A 22,084-nucleotide genomic window follows, 5' to 3' on the forward strand; every position below is an offset into this window, starting at 1 on the left:
ATTTTTTAATTGAAATAAGTTTGAGTAACTTTACAGACATTTTTTACAAACGAACATAATATACTTACTATGGCTTTTGATAATATTTATCAAGATTATATAAAAGAAATTGAAGAAAGAAAAGCCCAGGGACTTCACCCTAAACCAATTGACGGAGCAGAACTATTAAGCGAAATTATTGCCCAAATAAAAGATACCGATAATCCGCACAGAACAGATTCTGTTAAGTTTTTTATTTATAATACTTTGCCGGGTACAACTCCAGCGGCAGGTGTGAAAGCACAATTTTTAAAGGAAATTATTCTTGGTAAAGCTGTAGTTGAAGAAATCACTCCTGCATTTGCCTTTGAATTATTATCGCACATGAAAGGTGGTAAATCAATCGAGGTATTGCTTGATTTAGCTCTTGGTCATGATTTTTCTATAGCAAAGCATGCTGGAGATGTACTGAAAACACAGGTTTTTCTTTATGAGGCGGATACAGACCGTTTGAAAGCGGCCTACGAAAGCGGAAATGCAATTGCCAAAGAAATTTTAGAAAGCTATGCGCAGGCAGAGTTTTTTACACAGCTTCCTGAAGTTCCGGAAGAGATAAAAATTGTTACATATATTGCTGCTGAAGGTGATATTTCTACTGATTTGCTTTCGCCGGGTAATAAGGCGCACTCACGCTCTGACCGCGAATTACATGGATTGTGTATGATGACGCCACAGCAACAACAGGAAATAAAGGATTTTCAAGTACAGTTTCCCGATGCAAGCATCATGCTGATTGCGGAAAAAGGTACAATGGGTGTAGGTTCATCTCGTATGTCGGGTGTAAATAACGTGGCACTATGGACAGGTAAACAGGCAAGTCCTTACATACCGTTCGTAAATATTGCACCAATTGTGGGCGGAACAAATGGTATCTCGCCTATTTTCCTTACAACTGTAGATGTTACAGGTGGTATAGGGATTGACCTTAAAAACTGGGTTAAAAAACATGACGCAGACGGCAACCTTGTACGTAACGAAAAAGGAGAGCCTGTTTTAGAAGAGGTTTATTCTGTTGCTACCGGAACCGTTTTAACGATTAATACCAGGAAGAAAAAATTATATAACGGAGATCAGGAACTGATTGACCTTTCTAAATCCTTTACGCCGCAAAAATTAGAATTCATCAAAGCGGGTGGTTCTTATGCTGTGGTGTTCGGTAAAAAAATACAAACATTCGCGGCCCAAACTTTGGGTATTGATATTCCGGCGGTATTTGCACCATCAAAAGAAATTTCAGTCGAAGGACAGGGACTTACTGCTGTAGAAAAAATATTCAATAAAAATGCAGTTGGCGTAACACCGGGCAAACTGTTGTATGCAGGTTCTGATGTTCGTGTAAAGGTAAACATTGTTGGTTCTCAGGATACGACAGGCCTTATGACCGCACAGGAACTGGAATCTATGGCAGCAACGGTTATTTCGCCAAGTGTTGACGGAGCTTATCAGTCAGGTTGCCACACGGCTTCGGTTTGGGATAAAAAAGCGCAGGCAAACATCCCTAAACTAATGAAGTTCATGAACGATTTTGGTGTTATTACTGCCCGCGACCCTAAAGGCGTTTACCATTCAATGACCGACGTTATTCACAAAGTTCTGAACGATATTACTGTAGATGAATGGGCTATCATCATTGGGGGTGACTCGCATACAAGGATGTCTAAAGGTGTTGCTTTTGGAGCCGATTCAGGAACCGTAGCACTTGCATTGGCAACGGGTGAGGCTTCGATGCCAATACCGGAGTCTGTAAAAGTTACATTCAAAGGTGAAATGAAAGATTACATGGATTTCCGCGATATTGTTCATGCAACACAATTGCAAATGCTACAGCAATTTGATGGCGAAAATGTTTTCCAGGGTAGGATCATAGAGGTTCATATTGGCACACTTTTAGCAGATCAGGCATTTACGTTTACAGACTGGACAGCGGAAATGAAGGCGAAAGCCTCAATATGTATCTCTAATAACGATACTTTGATCGAATCACTGGAAATCGCTAAAAGCAGGATCCAGATCATGATCGATAAAGGTATGGATAACCACAATCAGGTACTACAGGGCTTGATAGACAAGGCTAATAAGAGGATAACTGATATAAAATTAGGCGTAAAACCGGTCTTAACTCCGGATGAAAATGCAAAATATTATGCAGAAGTTGTTATCGATCTTGATGTTATAGCAGAACCGATGATTGCTGACCCGGATGTGAATAATGAAGATGTTTCTAAACGATATACACACGATACAATTCGCGCTATATCTTATTATGGCGATGATAAAAAAGTTGATTTAGGCTTTGTAGGTTCGTGTATGGTTCATAAAGGCGATTTGAAAATCGTTTCTCAAATGCTTAAGAACCTTGAAGAACAACAGGGTGAAGTTAAGTTTAACGCCCCACTTGTTGTAGCCGCACCTACTTATAATATTATTGATGAGCTGAAAGCTGAAGGCGATTGGGATTTGTTACAAAAGTATTCAGGTTTTGAGTTCAGCGACCTTTTACCTAAAAATACTGCACGTACGGAATACGAAAACATGATGTATTTGGAGCGTCCGGGTTGTAACCTTTGTATGGGTAATCAGGAAAAAGCAGCCAAAGGCGATACCGTTATGGCGACTTCTACACGTCTTTTCCAAGGCCGTGTTGTAGAAGATACAGAACGTAAAAAAGGAGAATCGTTGCTTGCTTCTACACCGGTTGTTGTATTATCGGCAATTTTAGGCCGTATCCCAACCATCAATGAATACAAGGCTGCAGTAGAGGGAATTAACTTAACTAAGTTCTCTCCGACTCATAAACAGTTGGCTGTGTAAATTTGGTGCTTAGGCTGACAGAACAATAAACGTTTAATATTAAATTATAGAGATATGGCTTTTGATATTGAAATGATAAAAAAGGTGTACGGGACTATGGCTGAGCGTGTTGATAAAGCACGCGAACTGGTTGGCCGCCCTCTGACACTATCAGAAAAAATCCTGTATTCTCACCTTTGGGAAGGTTTACCAACCCAGGCGTTTACAAGAGGTAAAGATTATGTGGACTTTGCTCCGGACAGGGTAGCCTGTCAGGATGCAACCGCCCAGATGGCTCTTTTACAGTTTATGCACGCAGGTAAAGCGCGCGTTGCTGTGCCTACAACTGTGCACTGCGACCACCTTATACAGGCTAAGGTTGATGCTAAGACCGATTTAAAACGTGCAAAAGAACAGAGCAACGAAGTTTTTGACTTCCTGTCTTCTATATCTAATAAATATGGCATTGGGTTTTGGAAACCGGGTGCAGGTATCATTCACCAGGTAGTGCTTGAAAACTATGCATTTCCGGGTGGTATGATGATAGGTACCGACTCTCACACTGTTAATGCAGGTGGTCTTGGTATGCTTGCCATTGGTGTTGGTGGTGCTGATGCAGTAGACGTAATGAGCGGCATGGCATGGGAGCTTAAATTCCCTAAACTTATAGGTGTAAAACTAACAGGCAAACTATCGGGCTGGACAGCTCCTAAAGATATTATTCTTAAAGTGGCTGGTATTCTTACTGTAAAAGGGGGTACTGGTGCTATTGTTGAATATTTTGGCGAAGGTGCCACATCTATGTCGTGTACTGGTAAAGGTACTATTTGTAATATGGGTGCCGAGGTGGGTGCAACAACATCTACTTTTGGTTATGACGATTCTATGAGCCGTTATCTTCGTGCTACAAATCGTGCCGATGTAGCTGATGCTGCCGATGCTGTAGCTCCATACCTAACTGGTGATGCAGAAGTTTATGCTAACCCTGAGCAGTATTTTGATCAGGTTATCGAAATTAACCTTAACGAGCTTGAGCCGCACTTAAACGGCCCTTTTACTCCGGATCTTGCTACTCCTATATCTAAAATGAGGGAAGAGGCAGAGAAGAACAACTGGCCTTTACAGGTTCAGGTTGGTTTAATAGGTTCTTGTACCAACTCGTCTTATGAAGACATTTCACGTTCGGCTTCTCTTGCCAGGCAGGTTGCCGAAAAGAAACTTAAAACAAAAGCGCAGTTTACGATCACTCCGGGTTCGGAGGTTGTACGCTACACTATAGAACGCGATGGTTTTATCGATACATTCGATAAAATAGGAGGTACTGTATTTGCTAATGCCTGCGGCCCATGTATTGGTATGTGGGACAGGGAAGGTGCAGAGAAAGAAGAGCGTAACACTATTGTACACTCATTTAACCGTAATTTCTCTAAGCGTGCAGATGGTAACCCTAATACATTAGCGTTTGTAGGTTCTCCGGAACTTGTTACGGCTCTTGCTATTGCTGGCGATCTTGGTTTTAACCCGCTTACTGACAAGCTTATTAACGAAGATGGCGAAGAGGTAATGCTTGATGAACCAACAGGAAATGAACTTCCTCCTAAAGGATTTGACGCCGAAGATCCGGGCTATCAGGCTCCGGCAGAGGACGGTTCTAAAGTGCAGGTTGCTGTTAATCCGGAGTCTGAGCGTTTACAGCTTCTTGCTCCTTTTACTCCATGGGATGGTGAGAATATTACAGGTGCCAAACTTCTTATAAAAGCATTTGGTAAATGTACTACCGACCATATTTCTATGGCGGGCCCATGGTTGCGTTTCCGCGGACACCTTGACAACATATCTAACAACCTGCTTATTGGTGCAGTAAACGCCTTTAATCAGAAAACTAATAATGTTAAAAACCAGCTTACAGGCGAATATGAGGCTGTACCTGCTACTGCCCGCGCTTATAAAGCTGCCGGTGTGCCAAGTATTGTTGTGGGAGACCACAACTATGGCGAAGGTTCAAGCCGCGAGCACGCAGCTATGGAGCCAAGACATCTTGGTGTTAAGGTTGTGCTTGTAAAATCGTTTGCACGTATTCATGAAACAAACCTTAAAAAACAGGGTATGCTTGCGCTTACTTTTGATAATGAGGCTGATTATGATAAAATACAGGAGAATGATACCTTTAACTTCACTGATCTTAAAGAATTTGCTCCGGGTAAGCAAATCACTATTCAGATAGTGCACGATAATGGTACTACTGAAGAGATTAAAGTAAACCACAGCTACAACGAAGGCCAAATAGGCTGGTTTGTGGCAGGTAGCGCACTTAACCTTATTGCTAAGGCAGGCGAAGAAGAAAAAGTTTAAAACATATTTTTTTAGTATATCAAAAGCTCCTACCTGAAAAGGTAGGAGTTTTTTTATGTGATTTTTTGGACGGTTAGTTATTTTAGTTTGCACACAACTCTAAAAGGGTTTTTTGCCTCCAGAATTTTCATATTACCTATAGTATTTAAATGTAAAATTTAAATAAATTGAGTGAGCATATACATCTGTGAGATTGAAAAACTCGGTATAATATTAAGTTTTTCTGATTTTTAAGGGTTTACAATGCGGTATTTGTTAATTAAAAGCTATTTGTATTAAATAATTGGTTTTTATTATTTAATATCTAAAACTGTTAACAATAATGTGTTGTTTTATGTAATTTAGTGGCTTCAATAAACTTTATTATGCCACTCTTTCCCGACCTTATATTTTTATTGTCGCTTATAGCTATATTGTTGCTATACCTGCTTTTCAGACTCATTAATGGTCGTTCTTCTTACAGGAACAGGAAGAAAAATCTGCTAGATATTTTCCAGCAGGAGAGGTTACGTTCTAAGAAACTTCAGGACGACCTTAGTAATTATATTTTAGCTAATAATGCTAATAAGACAATTATTGAGAAGGACATTACCTGTGGCGAATATCTTAGGCAAATGCAAAAGAATCATTTACAGAATCTCTCTGATAAAGTTTTTTTAAAAGTAAAAAATACCGACAATAGGATTGTGTTAATGAAAACAACTGAAGAATTAAAAAGCCAGCAAATTAAGTTAAATGAAGCTCAGGCTTTAATTAGTAAATTAACCGCCTAAAAAAATCTTAGTTAAGCCTTACTTTTGGCTCAGGATGGGCTACAATATTAGATGTGTCATAACCGCCAAACTTTCTTATATAGCTTTTTAAAGAAGTTCCAAAACCGTCTTTAAAGCCACGCCTGCCGTTTGAATTAAGGTATCCTTTTACAGAATTAGCCCCAGCAAGGTGAGCTGCTGCTAAAATGCCCGATTCGGTTATTTTTACGCCTTTTATTACCTTACCTTCATAACGTTCTATCTCGCCTTTAAGTTCCCATTTATTTTTGCTTAAAAGGGCTTTAAATGCGCGTTCCTGTAACCCCGGATTGTTTAAAAAAGATTGTGTGTTTTTTATGCCAAGGGCACGAAGGGTGCTTCTGCCAAACTGGTATTTGCCTAAATAACCGTAACGGCTTACTAATTTGTAAAGGCCCTGGCTTTCTTTAATGGCTATAGCCTGTTTAAAGCCTATGTATGATTTTCCTGTAAATGGAAAATTAAAGTTTACCTTAACGGTTTCATCAATGGTAGGAACAGAGTAGTTTGTAATTTCATCTTCTGAAAGGTGAAAACCTTCTATTTTTCCAAACTGTTTCTCTTCTTTAGCTTTAAAGCCTGAGCTTACTACTGTTATAAAAAGGGCTAAACCCAAAAAGTATGTCCATTGTCTTTTTATCATTCTATTTGATTGCTCATAAACTGTCACTTTATGAATTTCACAGGATGCAAATATAAGCAAAAACAACGCTTGATTTACAGATAATTACAAAATGGTTTTGTTTTAACGTAATTTTAAGACTGTTAATTTAACATAAAAACGGCTTTAAACTACCCGAAACAAAGGGCTTAAGGAAAATTCAGTCTGACGTTTTTTAATGGGTATTTTTTTGAAAAAAAATACCCGGAGAGCTGTAAAACTGTCCGGGTATAATATGATTTAATGTAAGAAATTACCTCTTTATACCCATTTTTTCTACCCAGGCAACATACTTTTGACGGTTTACTTCGTGTTGTGCCGGAGTAACGGCAAACTCATGGTAGCCAAAATTGGTTACGCTTGCACAAAAATAAATATAATTGTGCTTTTCCGGGTTTAATACGGCATCTATAGCAGTCACATCGGGCATAGCAATCGGGCCTGGTGGCAGGCCTTCATACTTATATGTATTGTAAGGAGAATCTATAACAAGGTCTTTAAAGAATACACGTTTAATTACCTGGTCAAAATCACCTGATTGTTTTTTGATTGAATAGATCACTGTAGGGTCGGCCTCAAGTTTAATCCCTTTATGAAGACGGTTAAGATATACTCCGGCGACACGAGGCCTTTCGTCGTTCTTAACGGTTTCTTTGTGTACAATAGCAGCTAATGCAGATACCTGTAACGGAGTCAACCCCTGCGCTTCTGCTTTTGCAACACGCTCCGGTGTCCAGAATTTTCGGTATTCTTTAATTAGCTTATCCCTAACTTTTGTGGCACTCGTATTCCAAAAGAACTCATAAGTGTTTGGTATAAAAATGCTAAGCACATTATCTTCGTTAAAGCCGTTCTCTTCTAAAAATGTTTTGTCGGTAAAAGCTTGTAATAACGAAAGGCTATCCGGTTCTATCTGTTGGGCAATACGGCCTACAGCGTTTTGCAGTGTTTCCTGATTGTTAAAAGAGAGTTTTACAGGCACAGGCCAGCGCAGGGCATTAATAATATCGTTACTGTTCATACCGTTCGTAAGTATAAACTTTCCGTATTTAACGTTTTGCGGATATTTCTTTTTTTCGGCTACCATCTCGAAACGATCCATATCTTCCACATAAGGGGCAACCAGTTCCTTTACCTTATTAAAATCAGACCCTGTAGGTATATAAACCGCTACTTCGCTTTCGCTGAATTTAGTGTTTACAGAAAAAACTTTTTGGTACATAATGTAGGCATAGATCGAAACTCCTATGATGATTACAACCGATGCGATGCTGATAATTCTTTTAAAACTCAAAGTGTATTTTTTTAAAGTTTGTTAACCAATTGATATAAAGCTTCGTCAAAATAGAGATTTTCGCGTCTGTTCCAATCTTTTTTTATCCCTATTAAACGGAAGCCAAAATTAGTAAAAAGGCTGGTACTTGCAACATTAGCAACATCAATATTAGCATATAGCTGATGTAGTTGCAGCGCCTTAAAACTATAGTTTATTACAAGCTGTAATGCCTCTTTTGCATAGCCTTTGCTACGGTCTTCCGGGTTTTGTATTACAATACCAACACCTGCCCTTTGGTTTGTTGGGTCAAAATCAAAAAGATCTATGAGTCCAATTGCTCCAAAACTTCCACTAAGGCAAATGGCAAGTCGAAGTTGTTTAGCTTCATAAATGTCCTGATGGGCATTTTCAAGATACTGGCGTATTAAAAAACGGCTATAAGGCGTTTGTGTATTGCTCACACTCCAAAGTGTCTCATTATTTTCCAGGCGGTAAATAAATTCAAGGTCTTCGGGTTCGAGTGCCCTAAGATATATTGTGCTTCCGGTTAGGGTTACCATTGCGCCTGGCCTTTAAAAACAAATTTTGCAGGGCCGGTTAAATATACCTCAGTAAACTGATGCCCGTTTTGTTTAAAAGACACATTAAGTTCACCCCCCGGAGTGTTTAGCGTTACGCTGTCAGATTCTGTCTTTCCAGTAACTTTCATAGCTAAAGCCACTGCGGTAACACCTGTTCCGCACGAAAGTGTTTCGTCTTCTACACCGCGTTCGTAGGTGCGCACTGAAAAAATGTCAGGGGCAGCCTGGCTCACAAAATTTACGTTAGCACCTTTGTCTCCATATAGGCCGCTATATCTAATGTTGGCACCAATACCTTTAACATCTAGTGCCGGGAGGTTGCTTACTATTTCTACATGGTGGGGCGATCCGGTATCAAGAAAAACATAATTTTCATAAACCGATACTGTGTTAACATCTTTCATGTGCAACGATACAATTCCCTCATTATTTATCGTAGCATGGTGTTTCCCGTCTACTGCATCAAATTCAGTTTCGTTGTCAATAATGCCTAAGTGGTTGGCAAAAGCTACAATACATCTTCCCCCATTACCGCACATAGTACTTTCATTTCCATCAGAATTATAATACACCATACGAAAATCGGTACTTTCTGCGTTTTCTAATAAGATGAGTCCATCGGCACCAATGCCAAATTTGCGGTCGCACAGTTTTGCAACAAGTTTGGTATCATTTTTGGGAAATACATCATCACGGTTGTCTACCATGACAAAGTCGTTACCGGTACCCTGATATTTGTAAAAAGTGTATTCCATTTTTGCAGATAATAAAGAACAAAAGTACAAATATTAACGACATTCCGTACAGGGTTGCAACCGCAGTTTAGTTATAATTAATTAACCATTTAAATTAAATACTGCTTTTATTATGAAAAGATTTTCGAGCTTGTTTTTGGTATCCCTTTTAAGCGGGGCCACTACTCTTGGAGCTTATAAACTGGTATTTGATAACGACACACCAAGTTCTGCCTTATCAATTGCCGCTCCGCAATCATCATCTTACACAAAAAATGTATCATTAGGCGTACCCGAATCGGTCGATTTTACTGAGGCGGCAGACAAAGCTGTACATACAGTGGTACACGTAAAGAACACAACTTATGCCACTGCCACCAACCCTATGCTTGAATTTTTCTACGGCTCAAGGGGTCAGCAACCACAGGCTCAGGTAGGCACGGGTAGCGGTGTTATTATTACACAAGACGGTTATATTGTTACCAATAACCACGTTATACAAAATGCGAGCGACCTCGAAGTTACCCTGAACGACAATAAGTCTTATAAAGCGAGGCTTGTGGGTACCGACAGCAAAATGGATATCGCACTTTTAAAAATCGATGCTAAAGAAAAACTGCCTTATGCCACTTTTGGAAACAGCGATAACATGAAGGTAGGCGAGTGGGTGCTTGCCGTGGGTAATCCCTATAACCTTACCAGTACCGTTACAGCAGGTATCGTTTCGGCAAAAGCCAGAAACCTTAGCAAAGATGGCTTACAGTCTTTTATACAAACCGATGCGGCCGTTAATCCGGGTAATAGTGGCGGTGCATTAGTTAACACGCGTGGAGAACTTATAGGTATAAACACTATGATATCTTCTCAAACAGGCTCTTATGTAGGCTACTCGTTTGCAGTGCCAAGTAATATTACACGTAAGATCATTGAAGACATCATGGAGTATGGCAATGTGCAGCGTGGTGCACTTGGCGTGCAGGGTGGCGAACTTAACAGCACTGTGAGCAAAGAGCTGGGTATAAACCAAACGCAGGGATTTTATGTTAACAGTGTGGTAGATAAAAGTGGTGCCCAAAAAGCAGGGATTAAAAAAGGAGACATTATTGTTAAAATTGATGATAAGGCTGTTAACGGATTCTCTGACCTTAATGCTGCTATTGTAACCAAACGCCCTAACGATGTAGTTAAAGTTACATTGCAACGCGGTGGAGATCTAGTTACTGTACCTGTAAAACTGAGTAAAAATGAAATAAACAGCTATAGTTACGATGGTCTTGAGTTACAGGATTTAAGTGCAGATGAAAAGAAACAGCTTAAATTAAACTATGGTGTTCGTATAAAGGAGATTACTGATGAAGATTATATGCCTTATTATGATGAATTAAAAGGCGGTATTATACTTACCATAAACAATACAAAAGCCATCGATATAGAAACAGTATCGTCTATATTAGGAAATAAAAACCCTAACCAGCGTGTACGTGTAGAGATGCTTACCAAAAACGGACAAATAGTACGTTTTATAATGTAATAAATTCATCTTGCTTTTTTATATTGTTAAGCCCCGGCCTGTAATGCAGGCCGGGGCTTTGTGTTTTAATAGCTATATAATGCTGATTTATATTCATCTAAGTAAGATAGGTAAGGTTAATTGAAAGCTATACTATATTTTAATATGATTAAGTGCTTTGCTTGTTATTTGCAAAGCTGCAAGACATACAAAAAGATAAAGTAAATTAAGTGTGGGTAAACTGCATCAAATTGGTATTGATCTGGGGGTAGTTTTAAGCCTGTACGTTAAAAAGCTTTTATGATGCGATGATTTGTAAAAAAATCGGGCTGCCAATTGGCAGCCCGATATAAAAAACTAAAATCAGAAATGCTATTGTTTAACTACTTTTACTGTTTTAGATCCTTCTGCAGAACTTACTTTAACCATATAAGTTCCTACAGATAAAGCAGACATATCAACTGTAGTCTCTGTTTGATTTACAGTTTTACTTATTACTTTTTGTCCTACAATGTTAAACACTTCTACACCAGTAATGTTTTTAATGTAGTTAAGATTAAGTACGTTGGTTACAGGGTTTGGATAGTATTTAAAGTTTGCTGCATTAAAACCGTCTCTGCTGTTTGTAGATGTTGATACATTTAAAAGGTAATCTTCTGCCTGACCATAGCCAAGACCTATTTCGCTTGAGCAAGGGTCATCAGCATATTCGTCATAAAGTTTTATAACTCTCATATGTGTCAGTCCCGGTAAAGCATCTTCAGGCACATCAATCTGTCCTGTAGCCTGTATTCCGTCAGTTCCATCAGAGAATATGATAGAGCCAATTTCATAACGCTCTCCTTCGTCTGTAAGGTCGCTGTTTTGATTCCAGTCTATGTAAACAGTAAAATAGTTTTCATATGCATCATCACCAGAATCGGCAGTATTACCTTCTAATGCAATGTCATATGTTTCTCCCTGTGTTACTTCGCCCGGAGTAACACCAGTAAAATTCTCTACACCAGGGCTGCCGTTTACTGGTGCCGGAGATGTATTGTCTATTCCTGCAAATATTACACGGCTAATAGGTTCAATATCAGAGTCAAAAAGAATATCGCACAAACAGTTAAGTCCTGTGTTTGTAATTTGTACAGGTTCGCTATACACAAAGTCGTTACTTGCAGTACAGGTAACTATTGCCCTGTACCATGTAGTTTGTGATTGGGTAATGCTGTAAGTACTGCCCGTAGAGCCGGCAATATCAGTAAAGGTTTCACCATCAGCAGAAGATTGCCAGGTGTAGGCAAGGCCCGCGTCAGTATATGCAGGGCTAAGTGATAGTGTAGATGAGTTTCCGTTACATAGTGCAGTAGCTGTGGCCACAGTAGTTGACACACCAGGAGTGCCGGAGCATTGTACAGGATCTGCCTGAGTTACTTCGATATCATCAAGGTAGATCAGGAAATCACTTTCTAAATTGCCAAGCATACCATAAACACGAATATAAAGCTGTTCTCCTTCAGGAAGCCAAAAGCTAACAGAACGTGGAGCACAGTCAGCCGATTCTGTGTGGTTTTGTGGCGTAATAGATTCCGCAAGTGTGTAAGGGCCTTCCTCTGAAGTAGCATAATATACACCAAAGGTTCCCCAGTTAGAATCATTTGTTGTTGGGACACTTGGGAACTCTATATCCCAATCTACAATTTTGTAGCTGTAAGTCAGTGTTATTTCACCGCCATTAGAGGTGCCTAATGAAGGAGAAATAGTTTCACCGGTATAGCCCCAAAAGAATCCATCATATAAATTTACCACTAACGAGCTGGTACCTGCACAAGCGGCAGCTTCTTCAATATAAAACTCTGACTCTGTCCAGCCATGGTTTTCATCATCGAATCCCTGAGTGTAGCTAATCTGGGCATTTCCCGTCGCCGGAAGCAGTAATAAGCCTGCGGCTAATGCATAAAATAAGTGTAATGTGTTTTTCATAGTAAAATTTTAATGTATTTTTCAATATATAAAAATAACAAAAAATATACTTTATGTGTATAAAAAATAAAAAAATACTGTTTTATATTTATTTTGGCTATTAAATGTAAATGGTGTATAATCTACATTATTTATATATTGAATACTTTAAAAGTAAAATAAATGAAAAAAATATTGAAAATAATTTTACGAAAACGATTGAAATTTTATACATTTGCTTTGTTTCTATAAAATTTAATAGTTTGCATAATGAATAATGCTGTTTTATTTGAAAAAGAACTTTCCTATCAGGCCAGCAGGCGTAAAGCCTGTGTAGAACTTATAGCAATTGTAAGTGAGTTGTGGTATGACAGATCTATAGAGCTGGTTCTTTTTCGCAACCAGTTGCTTGATAAAAGTGTGGGCGAAATAGTAAACCTGCACGAATATGCAGCCGAATTTATAAAGAAACCTATAAATGTTTTTGATACTGTAGAAATTGCCCGTGCTATTAAAACAGCCAATTTGCCCCCGGCAAGAATAGATATTGGCAAGCTGACTTATGAATATCATCTTGAAGAAAATCCTTTTCATGATGCTGTCGAATTTATTGGTTACAAGCTTAACAAAGCCAAGGCGTCTAAAAATATAAAACCTAAAGATGTTGTATTGTATGGCTTTGGTCGTATAGGTAGGCTGCTTGCCCGCGAGATGGTTTCTAAAATTGGCAAAGGGGCACAACTCAGGTTGCGTGCCATAGTAGTACGCGATAAAAATGATGCTGTACTACTGGCTAAAAGAGCCTCTCTTTTAAAATATGATTCAATTCATGGCGATTTTTTAGGATCGGTAGTTGCCGATACAGAGAATAATACACTAATAATTAATGGTACAACGGTTCATATTATCAGCGCTTCCAGCCCTGAAGAGATCGATTATACTATTTATGGCATTAATAATGCACTTGTAATAGACAATACCGGGGCTTTTACAACATCCGAAGCTTTAAATCGTCATTTAGAGTCTAAAGGTGTAAGTAAAGTGCTGCTTACTGCACCAGGAAAAGGAGTACCTAATATTGTATATGGTGTGAACCATGAAGACTATAATCCTGATGAGGTTCAGGTTTGGTCGGCAGCATCATGCACTACAAATGCTATTACACCTATACTTAAAGCTATAGAAGATACGCTGGGTATTGTAAAAGGACATCTCGAAACAATACATGCCTATACTAACGATCAGAACTTGGTCGATAATATGCATAAAAAATACCGTAGGGGAAGGGCAGCAGCTCTAAATATGGTTATAACAGAAACCGGTGCGGGTAGCGCTGTAGCGAAGGCAATACCCTCGTTAAGTGGTAAACTAACCAGTAATGCCATTAGGGTTCCTGTACCTAACGGATCGCTTGTGGTAGTTAACCTCGAAGTTGAAAGACCTACAACGGTTGCTGAGATAAATGAAATAATGAAACATTATGCTCTTGAGGGAGAGCTTGTTGAACAAATAAAATATTCGCTTAATAATGAACTGGTTTCGAGTGATATTGTAGGCACAACTGCTCCTGCAATATACGACAGTAATGCAACTATCGTGGCTACTGGCGGAAAGAACATTATTTTATATGTTTGGTATGATAATGAATATGGCTATAGCCATCAGGTAATCAGGCTTGCAAAATATATAGCCAAAGTCAGAAGATTTACCTATTACTAAGAGTTTGACCAATCTTTTTAATATTTATTGTGTGATTTTTCCGCCCTGCCAATCCAAACGGGGCGGATTTTTTTTGCTACAATTTTCAGATTAAGTTATAACTTTACAGAACATCTAACATTAATATATTTCTCTAAATATGTCAGTTATAAAGAAAGTAACATCAGAGCAACAACAAGAACTGTTTAGTGTTCTAAAAAAGCGGTTTGAAAAAAATATGAACCGTCATAAACATGTTACATGGACAAATGTATTAGCGCGACTTGAAAATAATGATGGTAAACTATGGTCGCTGTATCTAATGGAAGAAACCGGAGGAGAGCCCGATGTAGTTGATTTTGATAAAAATACCGGAGAGTATATTTTTTATGACTGTTCTGCCGAGAGCCCTAAAGAGCGTCGAAGTTTATGTTATGACCATGAAGCTCTTGAAGGAAGAAAAGAGCACAAACCGGAGAGTAGTGCCGTTGTGATGGCTGAAGAATTAGGTATAGAGCTTTTAAATGAAGAGCAGTATCGCTACCTGCAAACTTTGGGGAATTTTGATGCCAAAACTTCGAGTTGGATTGTTACTCCGGCTGCTATTAGAAAGCTTGGAGGTGCTGTTTTTGCCGATTATCGTTATGAAACCGTGTTTGTATATCATAACGGGGCACAGTCTTATTATGCCGCCAGAGGTTTCAGAGGGATGTTGAGAGTGTAACTTTTATTCTATTATGCGGTATGCATATTTTGTCCAAAGGGCTTTAGCATACTCTCTAAAGCTTACAGGAGCTTTTTTAAATGATTGATCGAAAATATATTGTCCTCCGTATTTATCTTTTGTAGATCGAAATGTTATTTTTTCTTCGCCTCGCATAGCATACTTTTTACCTTCTTCATACATTATAATTTTTGTTTCAGCGGGACTTACATCTCCATAGCAGGCAATTTTATACATAAGCCACACCTCTGCTCTGCCATTTTTATTAAGGTCAGTCACTGTAAAAGCATCTTTTATAAATTTAGCTTCTACATCAACGGGGCATTCTTTTATAAAGTCATATACTTTCCATTGCAAGGCCCATTTACCATCTGATAATAAGTACTTATAAGCAAACAATTCTGCTTCGCGGTATAATTCTTCTCCGCTACTTTTATTATCAATTACACCGGTTTCTGTAATTAGTATAATGTGTTCCCCCAGATCATCTTTAAAACGCTGGGCATCTACAATATTACCTTTATACTCAATAGACTCAGGAATATCTTTTGTGGTAAGCTTTATCGCCTTTAGCTGTGCAAAACACGTTATACTAAGAAAAATAAGTAAGATGGTTTTATACATAGTGTTGTTGTTAAGAATAAAATAGCAGGCAATTTTTAATAATCTATAAAGAAATCATTTGTTCTTCAATAACGTTACCTTCTTTATTTAAAATTATTATTTTTTTACTCCCTTTAGTAAGATGCAGTTTCATGATCTCATTACTTTCTACCAAACGTGATTTGTAGGGAACTGTAGACATATAACTTTTCTTATTTTCTTCAAACTCAAAAATATTCAGTTGTACAGTTTGTTTAAAATTATTCTTATACTCAAAATTGTGCAAACTGTCCTTTAAGCTTATATTGTTTACTATTTGATAGTCTGTTACATGTAACTTGTTATTTGAAAAATCAGAACTCTCTAAAAGCGTTACATCCGGACAATCATATCGATATAATAATAAACCCGTTTGCGAAAATGTCAAAGAGTCTATATTATATTTTTCTTTAAAATAAGCTGCCATTCTTTTTTTGCCATCGCTGCCGGGCAGTTTATTAATATGGTCTATGCCTGCAAATACTACAACTTTTGCACTTTTATCCAAACCAATTGTCTTGTTGTAGAGGTTAGTGGCTTGCATTTCTTCACGGTTACCGTTGCTGCTATATTCATAAACAACAAATAGAAAGCCAAGTTCCTGAGCTGTTTCAATAAGTTGTCTGTAATTTTGTTCTTTAGTATAGAAGCCTGATTGTAGGCTAACTTTGTTTCCCAAATTAAGTACACTGTCCTGTTTTTCATACAGTGCCTCGAGTGCCAAATATTTAAATCCCTGTTCTTTTAATTTGGGTAGCAGCATAGTAAAAAACCTGCGGTGTTCAGGATAAAAATGATTTTCATTAAACATTACAACCTTTCGATCTTTGGTTGCAGTTAAAATGTTGGTCTTAACATTATCCAATCCCGAAATACCTTTAGCTTTTATTATTGCCGAAATACTGTCGTTAGGCATACCTTTTTCCCATTCTTTAATAAGTGAATTATAAATATTATTTGGGCCAAGAAAAGAAGCATAGGTAAGTTGAAGTTGCAATTTTATGTTCTCTTCAGTACTGTCATAAACCGGAAAGTCGCTTATTTCGGTCAGTGCCTTATAAAACAAATTGGTATTGGCATATTTCTCAGATACAGCCATTATAGATTCTGTACCTTTATTGTAATCTTCTTCAAACTTGAAGCTTGAAGAAAGATATTTAAAATCATATTCCGGTAAGTGATTATTTTGGGGAATACCAATAAAAGTATAGGTATGATTGTTAGCAACCGTATCTTTTATATAAAAGCACGGCTGTTCTTTCCACCTTGTTTTAGAATCTATTAATATAAAATATTCATAAATAGGCTCTATGTTAGTTTTACCATAAGCGAGTACATTATCAAACCTATAATGTTTTTGTTTTAAAACAAGCTTTAAATGTTTTTTCTCTTTTGTAAAATCTACATCACCATAAGATTTATGCTGAAACTTAAGGCTATCATTAATAATAATATTATTTGACACTGCTATATACTTGTTGTTTTTAAAGTATGGGCTTATTTTATTGGAGCAGGCACTAATACAAATAATAGCAGCAATTAAAGCAAGTGCTTTCATGGCAAAATACCCAAATCTATTACTCAAAACTTTGAAGTAATATATCCAACAGTGTTATGGCAGCCTCGCTTATTTTTGTGCCGGGACCAAATACAGCTACTGCACCGGCATCAAAAAGATGTTGATAATCCTGCTTTGGTATTACACCACCAACGATTACCATAATATCTTCACGACCATATTTTTTAAGTTCATCAATTACCTGCGGAACCAATGTTTTGTGTCCGGCCGCTAACGAAGATACTCCAAGAATGTGCACATCATTTTCAACTGCCTGCTTTGCAGCTTCGGCAGGTGTTTGGAACAGTGGGCCAATATCTACATCAAAACCCACATCGGCATAACCGGTGGCTACTACTTTGGCTCCACGGTCATGCCCATCCTGCCCCATTTTGGCTATCATAATGCGTGGCCTGCGTCCGTCAAGTTTGGCAAACTCATCGGCAAGTTGCTTTGCTTTTGCAAAACTTTCGTCATTTTTTATTTCTTTACTATACACACCGCTAAACGATTTTATTTGAGCTTTATGCCTGCCATAAACCAGTTCAAGAGCACTGCTTATTTCGCCAAGTGTTGCCCGTTGTTCAGCCGCTTCAATGGCAATTTCCAATAGATTACCTTCTCCGCTTTTAGCACATTCAGTTAACCTATTAAGTATTTCTGTAACTTTTTCACTGTTTCTGGATGCTTTTATAATTTCAAGTTGGGCTATCTGCTGGTTGCGCACCGCCTGATTGTCTACTTCCAATATATCAAGCGGATCTTCTTTGTGCAGGCGGTATTTATTAACTCCCACAATAACATCTTCTCCACTGTCTATCCGTGCCTGTTTGCGTGCCGCCGCTTCCTCAATGCGAAGTTTGGGTATGCCTGCTTCAATGGCTTTTGTCATGCCGCCAAGAGCTTCAACCTCTTCAATAAGTGTCCACGCTTTTTGCACAAGCTCGTTAGTAAGACTTTCTACATAGTAACTGCCTGCCCAGGGGTCTACTGTTTTAGTGATTTTTGTTTCTTCCTGTAAATAGAGTTGTGTATTGCGGGCTATGCGTGCACTAAAATCAGTAGGCAGTGCTATAGCTTCATCCAAAGCATTGGTGTGCAGCGATTGTGTACCCCCAAAAACGGCTGCCGCAGCCTCAATGCAGGTGCGGGCAACATTGTTAAACGGATCCTGTTCAGTAAGGCTCCATCCGCTGGTTTGGCAATGGGTGCGCAATGCCAGCGATTTTTCATCTTTAGGATTAAATTGTTTCAATAGCTTTGCCCATAGCAGCCTGCCTGCACGCATTTTTGCTATTTCCATAAAGTGGTTCATGCCAATAGCCCAAAAAAATGATAGTCGGGGTGCAAAATCATCTATTTTCATGCCCGTTTTAAGCCCGGTGCGCAGATATTCAAGTCCGTCTGCAAGGGTGTAAGCAAGTTCTATATCTGCTGTTGCGCCTGCCTCCTGCATATGATAACCCGATATGCTTATCGAATTAAACTTAGGCATGTTTTTGCTGGAATATTCAAAAATATCAGCAATAATTTTCATCGATGGAGCAGGAGGGTATATGTACGTATTGCGCACCATAAACTCCTTGAGTATATCATTTTGTATAGTGCCCGAAAGCTGTTGAGGAGTAACTCCCTGTTCTTTGGCAGCAACAATATAAAAGGCCATTATGGGCAGTACAGCCCCGTTCATGGTCATTGAGACCGACATTTCATTGAGAGGAATGCCATCAAACAGTATTTTCATGTCTTCTACACTGTCTATGGCTACTCCGGCTTTGCCAACATCGCCAACAACGCGATCATGGTCGCTGTCATAGCCCCTATGCGTGGCAAGGTCAAATGCAACCGAAAGCCCTTTTTGACCGGCGGCAAGGTTACGCCTGTAAAAAGCGTTACTTTGCTGAGCTGTACTAAAGCCTGCATATTGCCTTATTGTCCAGGGTTTTTGCACATACATTGTTGTATAAGGGCCACGAAGATATGGAGCAAACCCGGAACCAAAGTCGAGATGTTCTAAATTTTCAATATCTGCATGGCTGTAGTTTTGCTTAAGGCCAATGCCTTCGGCTGTAACCAGGTTTTCCTTTTCAGGATAAGGTAAAATATCCTGTTTAGGTATAGAGTTGAGCTTTAGATGTTGGAGGTTTTTTCTCATTATAAGAAAATTATTTAGGAAATCACTTCTACCTCTTCGGCAACAAAATCATCAGGTAGTGTAATACTGATATTCCTGCTATTTATCTTTACATATTGACGAATTGCTTCCATACGATTCCTTTTTATGTAAATATAATAATTTTTTGCTACGAAAGTTATTGAGTACTGCTAACTTTCTCTTGTTCCAAACGCTGTTGCTCCAGTTTCTCTGCCAGTCTTTTTTCTATAGCCGGACTTATTAGGGTCTTACGCGGATTATTTTTTACAAACGGATAAAGCTGTATGTCTTCGCTCATCCTGTCTTTGGGGTTTGGATATTTATTAGTGCCTGTAAGGACTTCTTTTCCAGTATCAAAAAGCTCCTGCTCTTTTGTTGCACTTTCCTGTATTTTTCGCTGAATTACCCCATCTTTAAGTTGCTTTAAAAATCCGCCCTGGGCCTCTATATCTTTAAAAAGCTCCAAGGCTCTGTCGGCCAATTGACGTGTTAGCTCTTCAATATAATAACTGCCGTCGGCAGGGTTGTTTACGGCATCAAAATAGCTTTCATTTTTTAAGATCAGCAGCTGGTTACGCGAAAGACGGTCGGCAAATTCGTTGCTTTTGTGGTATAAAACGTCATAAGGTTGATTCAGTACAGCATCGGCACCACCCAGTATAGCACTCATGCATTCGGTAGTGGTGCGAAGCATGTTCGTGTTATAATCATATAAGGTTTTGTTACGTCGGGTAGGGGTGGCTACTATGTGGCAGTCTTGCTTATATCCATATTCATTAGCAATTAATGAAAATAGTACTTTGAGCGCACGCAACTTTGCAATTTCAAAAAAGTAATTGGACCCAACAGATACCTGTAGGGTTATTGTACTAGTTATATCAGCTATACGGTTAAAATATTCGTTGGCATGCGCAAGGGTATAAGCTATTTGCTGAACAATATTTGCTCCTGCATTTTGATATATGCCTAAATTAATGCTTAAAAAGTTTATTTTTTTGCATGACGTATTTAGGGTTTTAAGCAGTTCAAAATTATCCTGACCCACAAACCAATTTCCGGTTTTTACAAGATTGCCTATTGGGTCTGTATATACATAAAAAGTTGCAGACTTATCGGCAGCTATACGGTCAAGTTTTTTTACGAAATCGATTGATGAAAATTGTAAATAAAAATAGACCGAAACCAATGTGTCAATATCCTTTAAAAGGGTATCAATATCTGTATCAGGAGTGTTTATAACAAACTGTAACGCTTCGGCACCGCGCTTAAGGGTGGTTTTAGCCCTCGAAACACTTTTTTCAATGTCCTTCACAAAAATGTCCTGAACAATTTTAAAGGTATCGTTTTTAGCACCAATGGCAAGAGGTTCTTTAGCCTCATCTATATGATAAAATGGCTTTACATTTATGCCTTCGGGACTATCCCATAAAAGGGTAGTGTATTCGGCTCCTTTAAGCTCATACTGAATTTTTTGTTTCCACAATTTAGAGGATACAGGATCAAATTCGTCAAAAAGATTTTCGCTCATAGTCTACAATATTTTAAAGTGCAGATGTGCTGTCTTCTATTTTAGGAGCGTCTTCTTCAAAGTCTATTATATAAATATCCTCATCTTCGCGCTTCATATAATATTTCTCGCGGGCATATTTTTCGGTTTGGTCAGCATTTTTAAGCTGTTTAATGCTGGCACTGTCCTTTTTTATTTCGTTAATATAATATTGTTTATTGTCTTCGAGCTCGTTAATTTCTTTATCAAGCACTTTATGCTCAAAATACGAATAATTATCGAGAAACATCATCCATACAATAACAAAAATTATGACCAGCACATAGCGGTTCCCTAAAATAGCAAGGAACGGATAGCGCTCGGAAAAATTTTTAAAGAATCCCATGAATTAAAACCGGATTACGGAAACCAAATTACAAATTTACAGTCAAAAAATTTAATTTTTGTCTATATTCTCTAAATCTAATATACTGTTACAGTATTTTTTGATTTATAACTGCCCTTACTACATCAATAGCCACAGTATTATACTTGTCGTTTGGAATAATAATGTCGGCAAAGGCTTTTGTAGGCTCTATAAACTGCTCATGCATAGGTTTAAGGGTGTTTTGGTAGCGGTTTAAAACTTCTTCCATATCGCGCCCTCTTTCTGCAATGTCACGTTTTAAACGGCGGATTAACCTTTCATCAGAATCTGCGTGTACAAATATTTTAATGTCAAACATCTCACGCAGTTTTGGGTCGGCAAGTATTAAAATACCTTCCACGATCATTACTTTACGTGGGTGTGTAAGTATCGTGTCGTCTGTACGGTTATGGGTAACAAATGAATATACTGGTTGTGGAATCGTGTTTCCTGCTTTAAGCTCTTTTAAATGCTCTGTTAAAAGATCAAAGTCTATAGCCCGCGGATGGTCAAAGTTAATTTTGGCACGTTCGTCATAGCTAAGGTGTGTGGTTTCGCGATAGTAATGATCCTGAGATATGATCCCTACCTCTGTTAATGGCAGTTGGTTCATTATTTGGTGTACTACTGTAGTTTTTCCACTACCGGTGCCGCCTGCAATTCCTATAATAAGCATTTAAAAGTTTGTTTTGTTTTTGCAAAAATAGCAATTA

17 protein-coding genes are annotated in these 22,084 nt (G+C 38.3%); 6 read left to right on the plus strand and 11 right to left on the minus strand.

Going from position 1 to position 22,084, the window contains the following annotated elements; all coding sequences use genetic code 11:
• The first annotated feature begins 69 nt into the window (after positions 1 to 69).
• From GR160_RS01100 to GR160_RS01110, 3 genes are all read left to right on the plus strand, one after another.
• Entirely contained in the window at positions 70 to 2,850 is a 2,781-nt protein-coding gene (locus tag GR160_RS01100) for a bifunctional aconitate hydratase 2/2-methylisocitrate dehydratase (protein WP_160747986.1), read from the plus strand.
• A gap of 54 nt (positions 2,851 to 2,904) precedes the next feature.
• The gene (locus GR160_RS01105; RefSeq protein WP_160747987.1) at positions 2,905 to 5,181 is read left to right on the plus strand and encodes an aconitate hydratase; all 2,277 of its coding nucleotides are present in this window, start codon (positions 2,905 to 2,907) and stop codon (positions 5,179 to 5,181) included.
• A 365-nt stretch (positions 5,182 to 5,546) separates the two neighbouring features.
• The gene (locus GR160_RS01110) at positions 5,547 to 5,954 is read left to right on the plus strand and encodes a hypothetical protein (protein WP_160747988.1); all 408 of its coding nucleotides are present in this window, start codon (positions 5,547 to 5,549) and stop codon (positions 5,952 to 5,954) included.
• Positions 5,955 to 5,961: 7 nt separating this feature from the next.
• Here GR160_RS01110 and GR160_RS01115 read toward each other — a convergent pair whose 3' ends face one another.
• The 4 genes from GR160_RS01115 to dapF form a co-directional block, all read right to left on the minus strand.
• A complete protein-coding gene (locus GR160_RS01115; protein WP_160747989.1) occupies positions 5,962 to 6,615 on the minus strand; it encodes a peptidoglycan-binding protein LysM in 654 nt (217 codons plus the stop codon).
• A gap of 271 nt (positions 6,616 to 6,886) precedes the next feature.
• The gene (mltG, locus tag GR160_RS01120) at positions 6,887 to 7,927 is read right to left on the minus strand and encodes an endolytic transglycosylase MltG (RefSeq protein ID WP_160747990.1); all 1,041 of its coding nucleotides are present in this window, start codon (positions 7,925 to 7,927) and stop codon (positions 6,887 to 6,889) included.
• An 11-nt stretch (positions 7,928 to 7,938) separates the two neighbouring features.
• A complete protein-coding gene (locus GR160_RS01125) occupies positions 7,939 to 8,469 on the minus strand; it encodes a GNAT family N-acetyltransferase (RefSeq protein ID WP_160747991.1) in 531 nt (176 codons plus the stop codon).
• Positions 8,463 to 9,245 carry a diaminopimelate epimerase gene (dapF, locus tag GR160_RS01130; RefSeq protein WP_160747992.1) on the minus strand — a complete coding sequence of 261 codons (783 nt, stop codon included), beginning with the start codon at positions 9,243 to 9,245 and terminating at the stop codon, positions 8,463 to 8,465. The genes GR160_RS01125 and dapF overlap by 7 nt, the downstream gene beginning before the upstream one ends.
• Before the next feature lie 112 nt (positions 9,246 to 9,357).
• Between dapF and GR160_RS01135 the strand changes: the two genes are divergently transcribed.
• Complete coding sequence (locus tag GR160_RS01135; protein ID WP_160747993.1) at positions 9,358 to 10,755, plus strand: Do family serine endopeptidase; 1,398 nt, start codon at positions 9,358 to 9,360, stop codon at positions 10,753 to 10,755.
• Positions 10,756 to 11,106: 351 nt separating this feature from the next.
• Here the strand turns inward: GR160_RS01135 and GR160_RS01140 are convergent, their stop codons facing one another.
• A complete protein-coding gene (locus GR160_RS01140; RefSeq protein WP_160747994.1) occupies positions 11,107 to 12,702 on the minus strand; it encodes a T9SS type A sorting domain-containing protein in 1,596 nt (531 codons plus the stop codon).
• 249 nt (positions 12,703 to 12,951) lie between these two features.
• Here GR160_RS01140 and GR160_RS01145 point away from each other — a divergent pair, with 249 nt between their 5' ends.
• Positions 12,952 to 14,400 (plus strand): glyceraldehyde-3-phosphate dehydrogenase, encoded by a 1,449-nt coding sequence (locus tag GR160_RS01145; RefSeq protein ID WP_160747995.1) that lies wholly within the window; start codon positions 12,952 to 12,954, stop codon positions 14,398 to 14,400.
• Between the two features lie 139 nt (positions 14,401 to 14,539).
• The gene (locus tag GR160_RS01150; RefSeq protein WP_160747996.1) at positions 14,540 to 15,103 is read left to right on the plus strand and encodes a DUF4256 domain-containing protein; all 564 of its coding nucleotides are present in this window, start codon (positions 14,540 to 14,542) and stop codon (positions 15,101 to 15,103) included.
• 3 nt (positions 15,104 to 15,106) lie between these two features.
• On the opposite strand, the gene GR160_RS01155 is transcribed toward GR160_RS01150, so the two are convergent.
• The 6 genes from GR160_RS01155 to udk form a co-directional block, all read right to left on the minus strand.
• Positions 15,107 to 15,727: a M949_RS01915 family surface polysaccharide biosynthesis protein gene (locus GR160_RS01155; protein WP_160747997.1), complete on the minus strand. Its 621-nt coding sequence runs from the start codon at positions 15,725 to 15,727 to the stop codon at positions 15,107 to 15,109.
• A 43-nt stretch (positions 15,728 to 15,770) separates the two neighbouring features.
• Entirely contained in the window at positions 15,771 to 17,303 is a 1,533-nt protein-coding gene (locus GR160_RS01160; RefSeq protein ID WP_237421152.1) for a hypothetical protein, read from the minus strand.
• Between the two features lie 19 nt (positions 17,304 to 17,322).
• Positions 17,323 to 19,458, minus strand: a complete 2,136-nt coding sequence (gene scpA / locus GR160_RS01165) for a methylmalonyl-CoA mutase (RefSeq protein WP_202390686.1) — start codon at positions 19,456 to 19,458, stop codon at positions 17,323 to 17,325.
• A 157-nt stretch (positions 19,459 to 19,615) separates the two neighbouring features.
• On the minus strand, positions 19,616 to 20,986 hold the full coding sequence (locus GR160_RS01170; RefSeq protein WP_160747999.1) for a methylmalonyl-CoA mutase subunit beta: 1,371 nt from the start codon (positions 20,984 to 20,986) through the stop codon (positions 19,616 to 19,618).
• A 13-nt stretch (positions 20,987 to 20,999) separates the two neighbouring features.
• On the minus strand, positions 21,000 to 21,350 hold the full coding sequence (locus tag GR160_RS01175; protein WP_160748000.1) for a septum formation initiator family protein: 351 nt from the start codon (positions 21,348 to 21,350) through the stop codon (positions 21,000 to 21,002).
• 88 nt (positions 21,351 to 21,438) lie between these two features.
• The gene (gene udk / locus GR160_RS01180) at positions 21,439 to 22,047 is read right to left on the minus strand and encodes a uridine kinase (protein ID WP_160748001.1); all 609 of its coding nucleotides are present in this window, start codon (positions 22,045 to 22,047) and stop codon (positions 21,439 to 21,441) included.
• Positions 22,048 to 22,084: the final 37 nt, after the last annotated feature.

Origin of the sequence: Flavobacterium sp. Sd200 (assembly GCF_009826935.1) — a bacterium.
Classification (GTDB): Bacteria; Bacteroidota; Bacteroidia; order Flavobacteriales; family Flavobacteriaceae; genus Flavobacterium.

Excerpts from the sequence above, each read along its gene's own strand:
- GR160_RS01100 (WP_160747986.1), top strand. The coding sequence starts at position 70 with ATGGCTTTTGATAATATTTATCAAGATTATATAAAAGAAATTGAAGAA.
- GR160_RS01105 (WP_160747987.1), top strand. The coding sequence starts at position 2,905 with ATGGCTTTTGATATTGAAATGATAAAAAAGGTGTACGGGACTATGGCT.
- GR160_RS01110 (WP_160747988.1), top strand. The coding sequence starts at position 5,547 with ATGCCACTCTTTCCCGACCTTATATTTTTATTGTCGCTTATAGCTATA.
- GR160_RS01115 (WP_160747989.1), bottom strand. The coding sequence starts at position 6,615 with ATGATAAAAAGACAATGGACATACTTTTTGGGTTTAGCCCTTTTTATA.
- GR160_RS01125 (WP_160747991.1), bottom strand. The coding sequence starts at position 8,469 with ATGGTAACCCTAACCGGAAGCACAATATATCTTAGGGCACTCGAACCC.
- dapF (WP_160747992.1), bottom strand. The coding sequence starts at position 9,245 with ATGGAATACACTTTTTACAAATATCAGGGTACCGGTAACGACTTTGTC.
- GR160_RS01135 (WP_160747993.1), top strand. The coding sequence starts at position 9,358 with ATGAAAAGATTTTCGAGCTTGTTTTTGGTATCCCTTTTAAGCGGGGCC.
- GR160_RS01140 (WP_160747994.1), bottom strand. The coding sequence starts at position 12,702 with ATGAAAAACACATTACACTTATTTTATGCATTAGCCGCAGGCTTATTA.
- GR160_RS01145 (WP_160747995.1), top strand. The coding sequence starts at position 12,952 with ATGAATAATGCTGTTTTATTTGAAAAAGAACTTTCCTATCAGGCCAGC.
- GR160_RS01150 (WP_160747996.1), top strand. The coding sequence starts at position 14,540 with ATGTCAGTTATAAAGAAAGTAACATCAGAGCAACAACAAGAACTGTTT.
- GR160_RS01155 (WP_160747997.1), bottom strand. The coding sequence starts at position 15,727 with ATGTATAAAACCATCTTACTTATTTTTCTTAGTATAACGTGTTTTGCA.
- GR160_RS01160 (WP_237421152.1), bottom strand. The coding sequence starts at position 17,303 with ATGAAAGCACTTGCTTTAATTGCTGCTATTATTTGTATTAGTGCCTGC.
- scpA (WP_202390686.1), bottom strand. The coding sequence starts at position 19,458 with ATGAGAAAAAACCTCCAACATCTAAAGCTCAACTCTATACCTAAACAG.
- GR160_RS01170 (WP_160747999.1), bottom strand. The coding sequence starts at position 20,986 with ATGAGCGAAAATCTTTTTGACGAATTTGATCCTGTATCCTCTAAATTG.
- GR160_RS01175 (WP_160748000.1), bottom strand. The coding sequence starts at position 21,350 with ATGGGATTCTTTAAAAATTTTTCCGAGCGCTATCCGTTCCTTGCTATT.
- udk (WP_160748001.1), bottom strand. The coding sequence starts at position 22,047 with ATGCTTATTATAGGAATTGCAGGCGGCACCGGTAGTGGAAAAACTACA.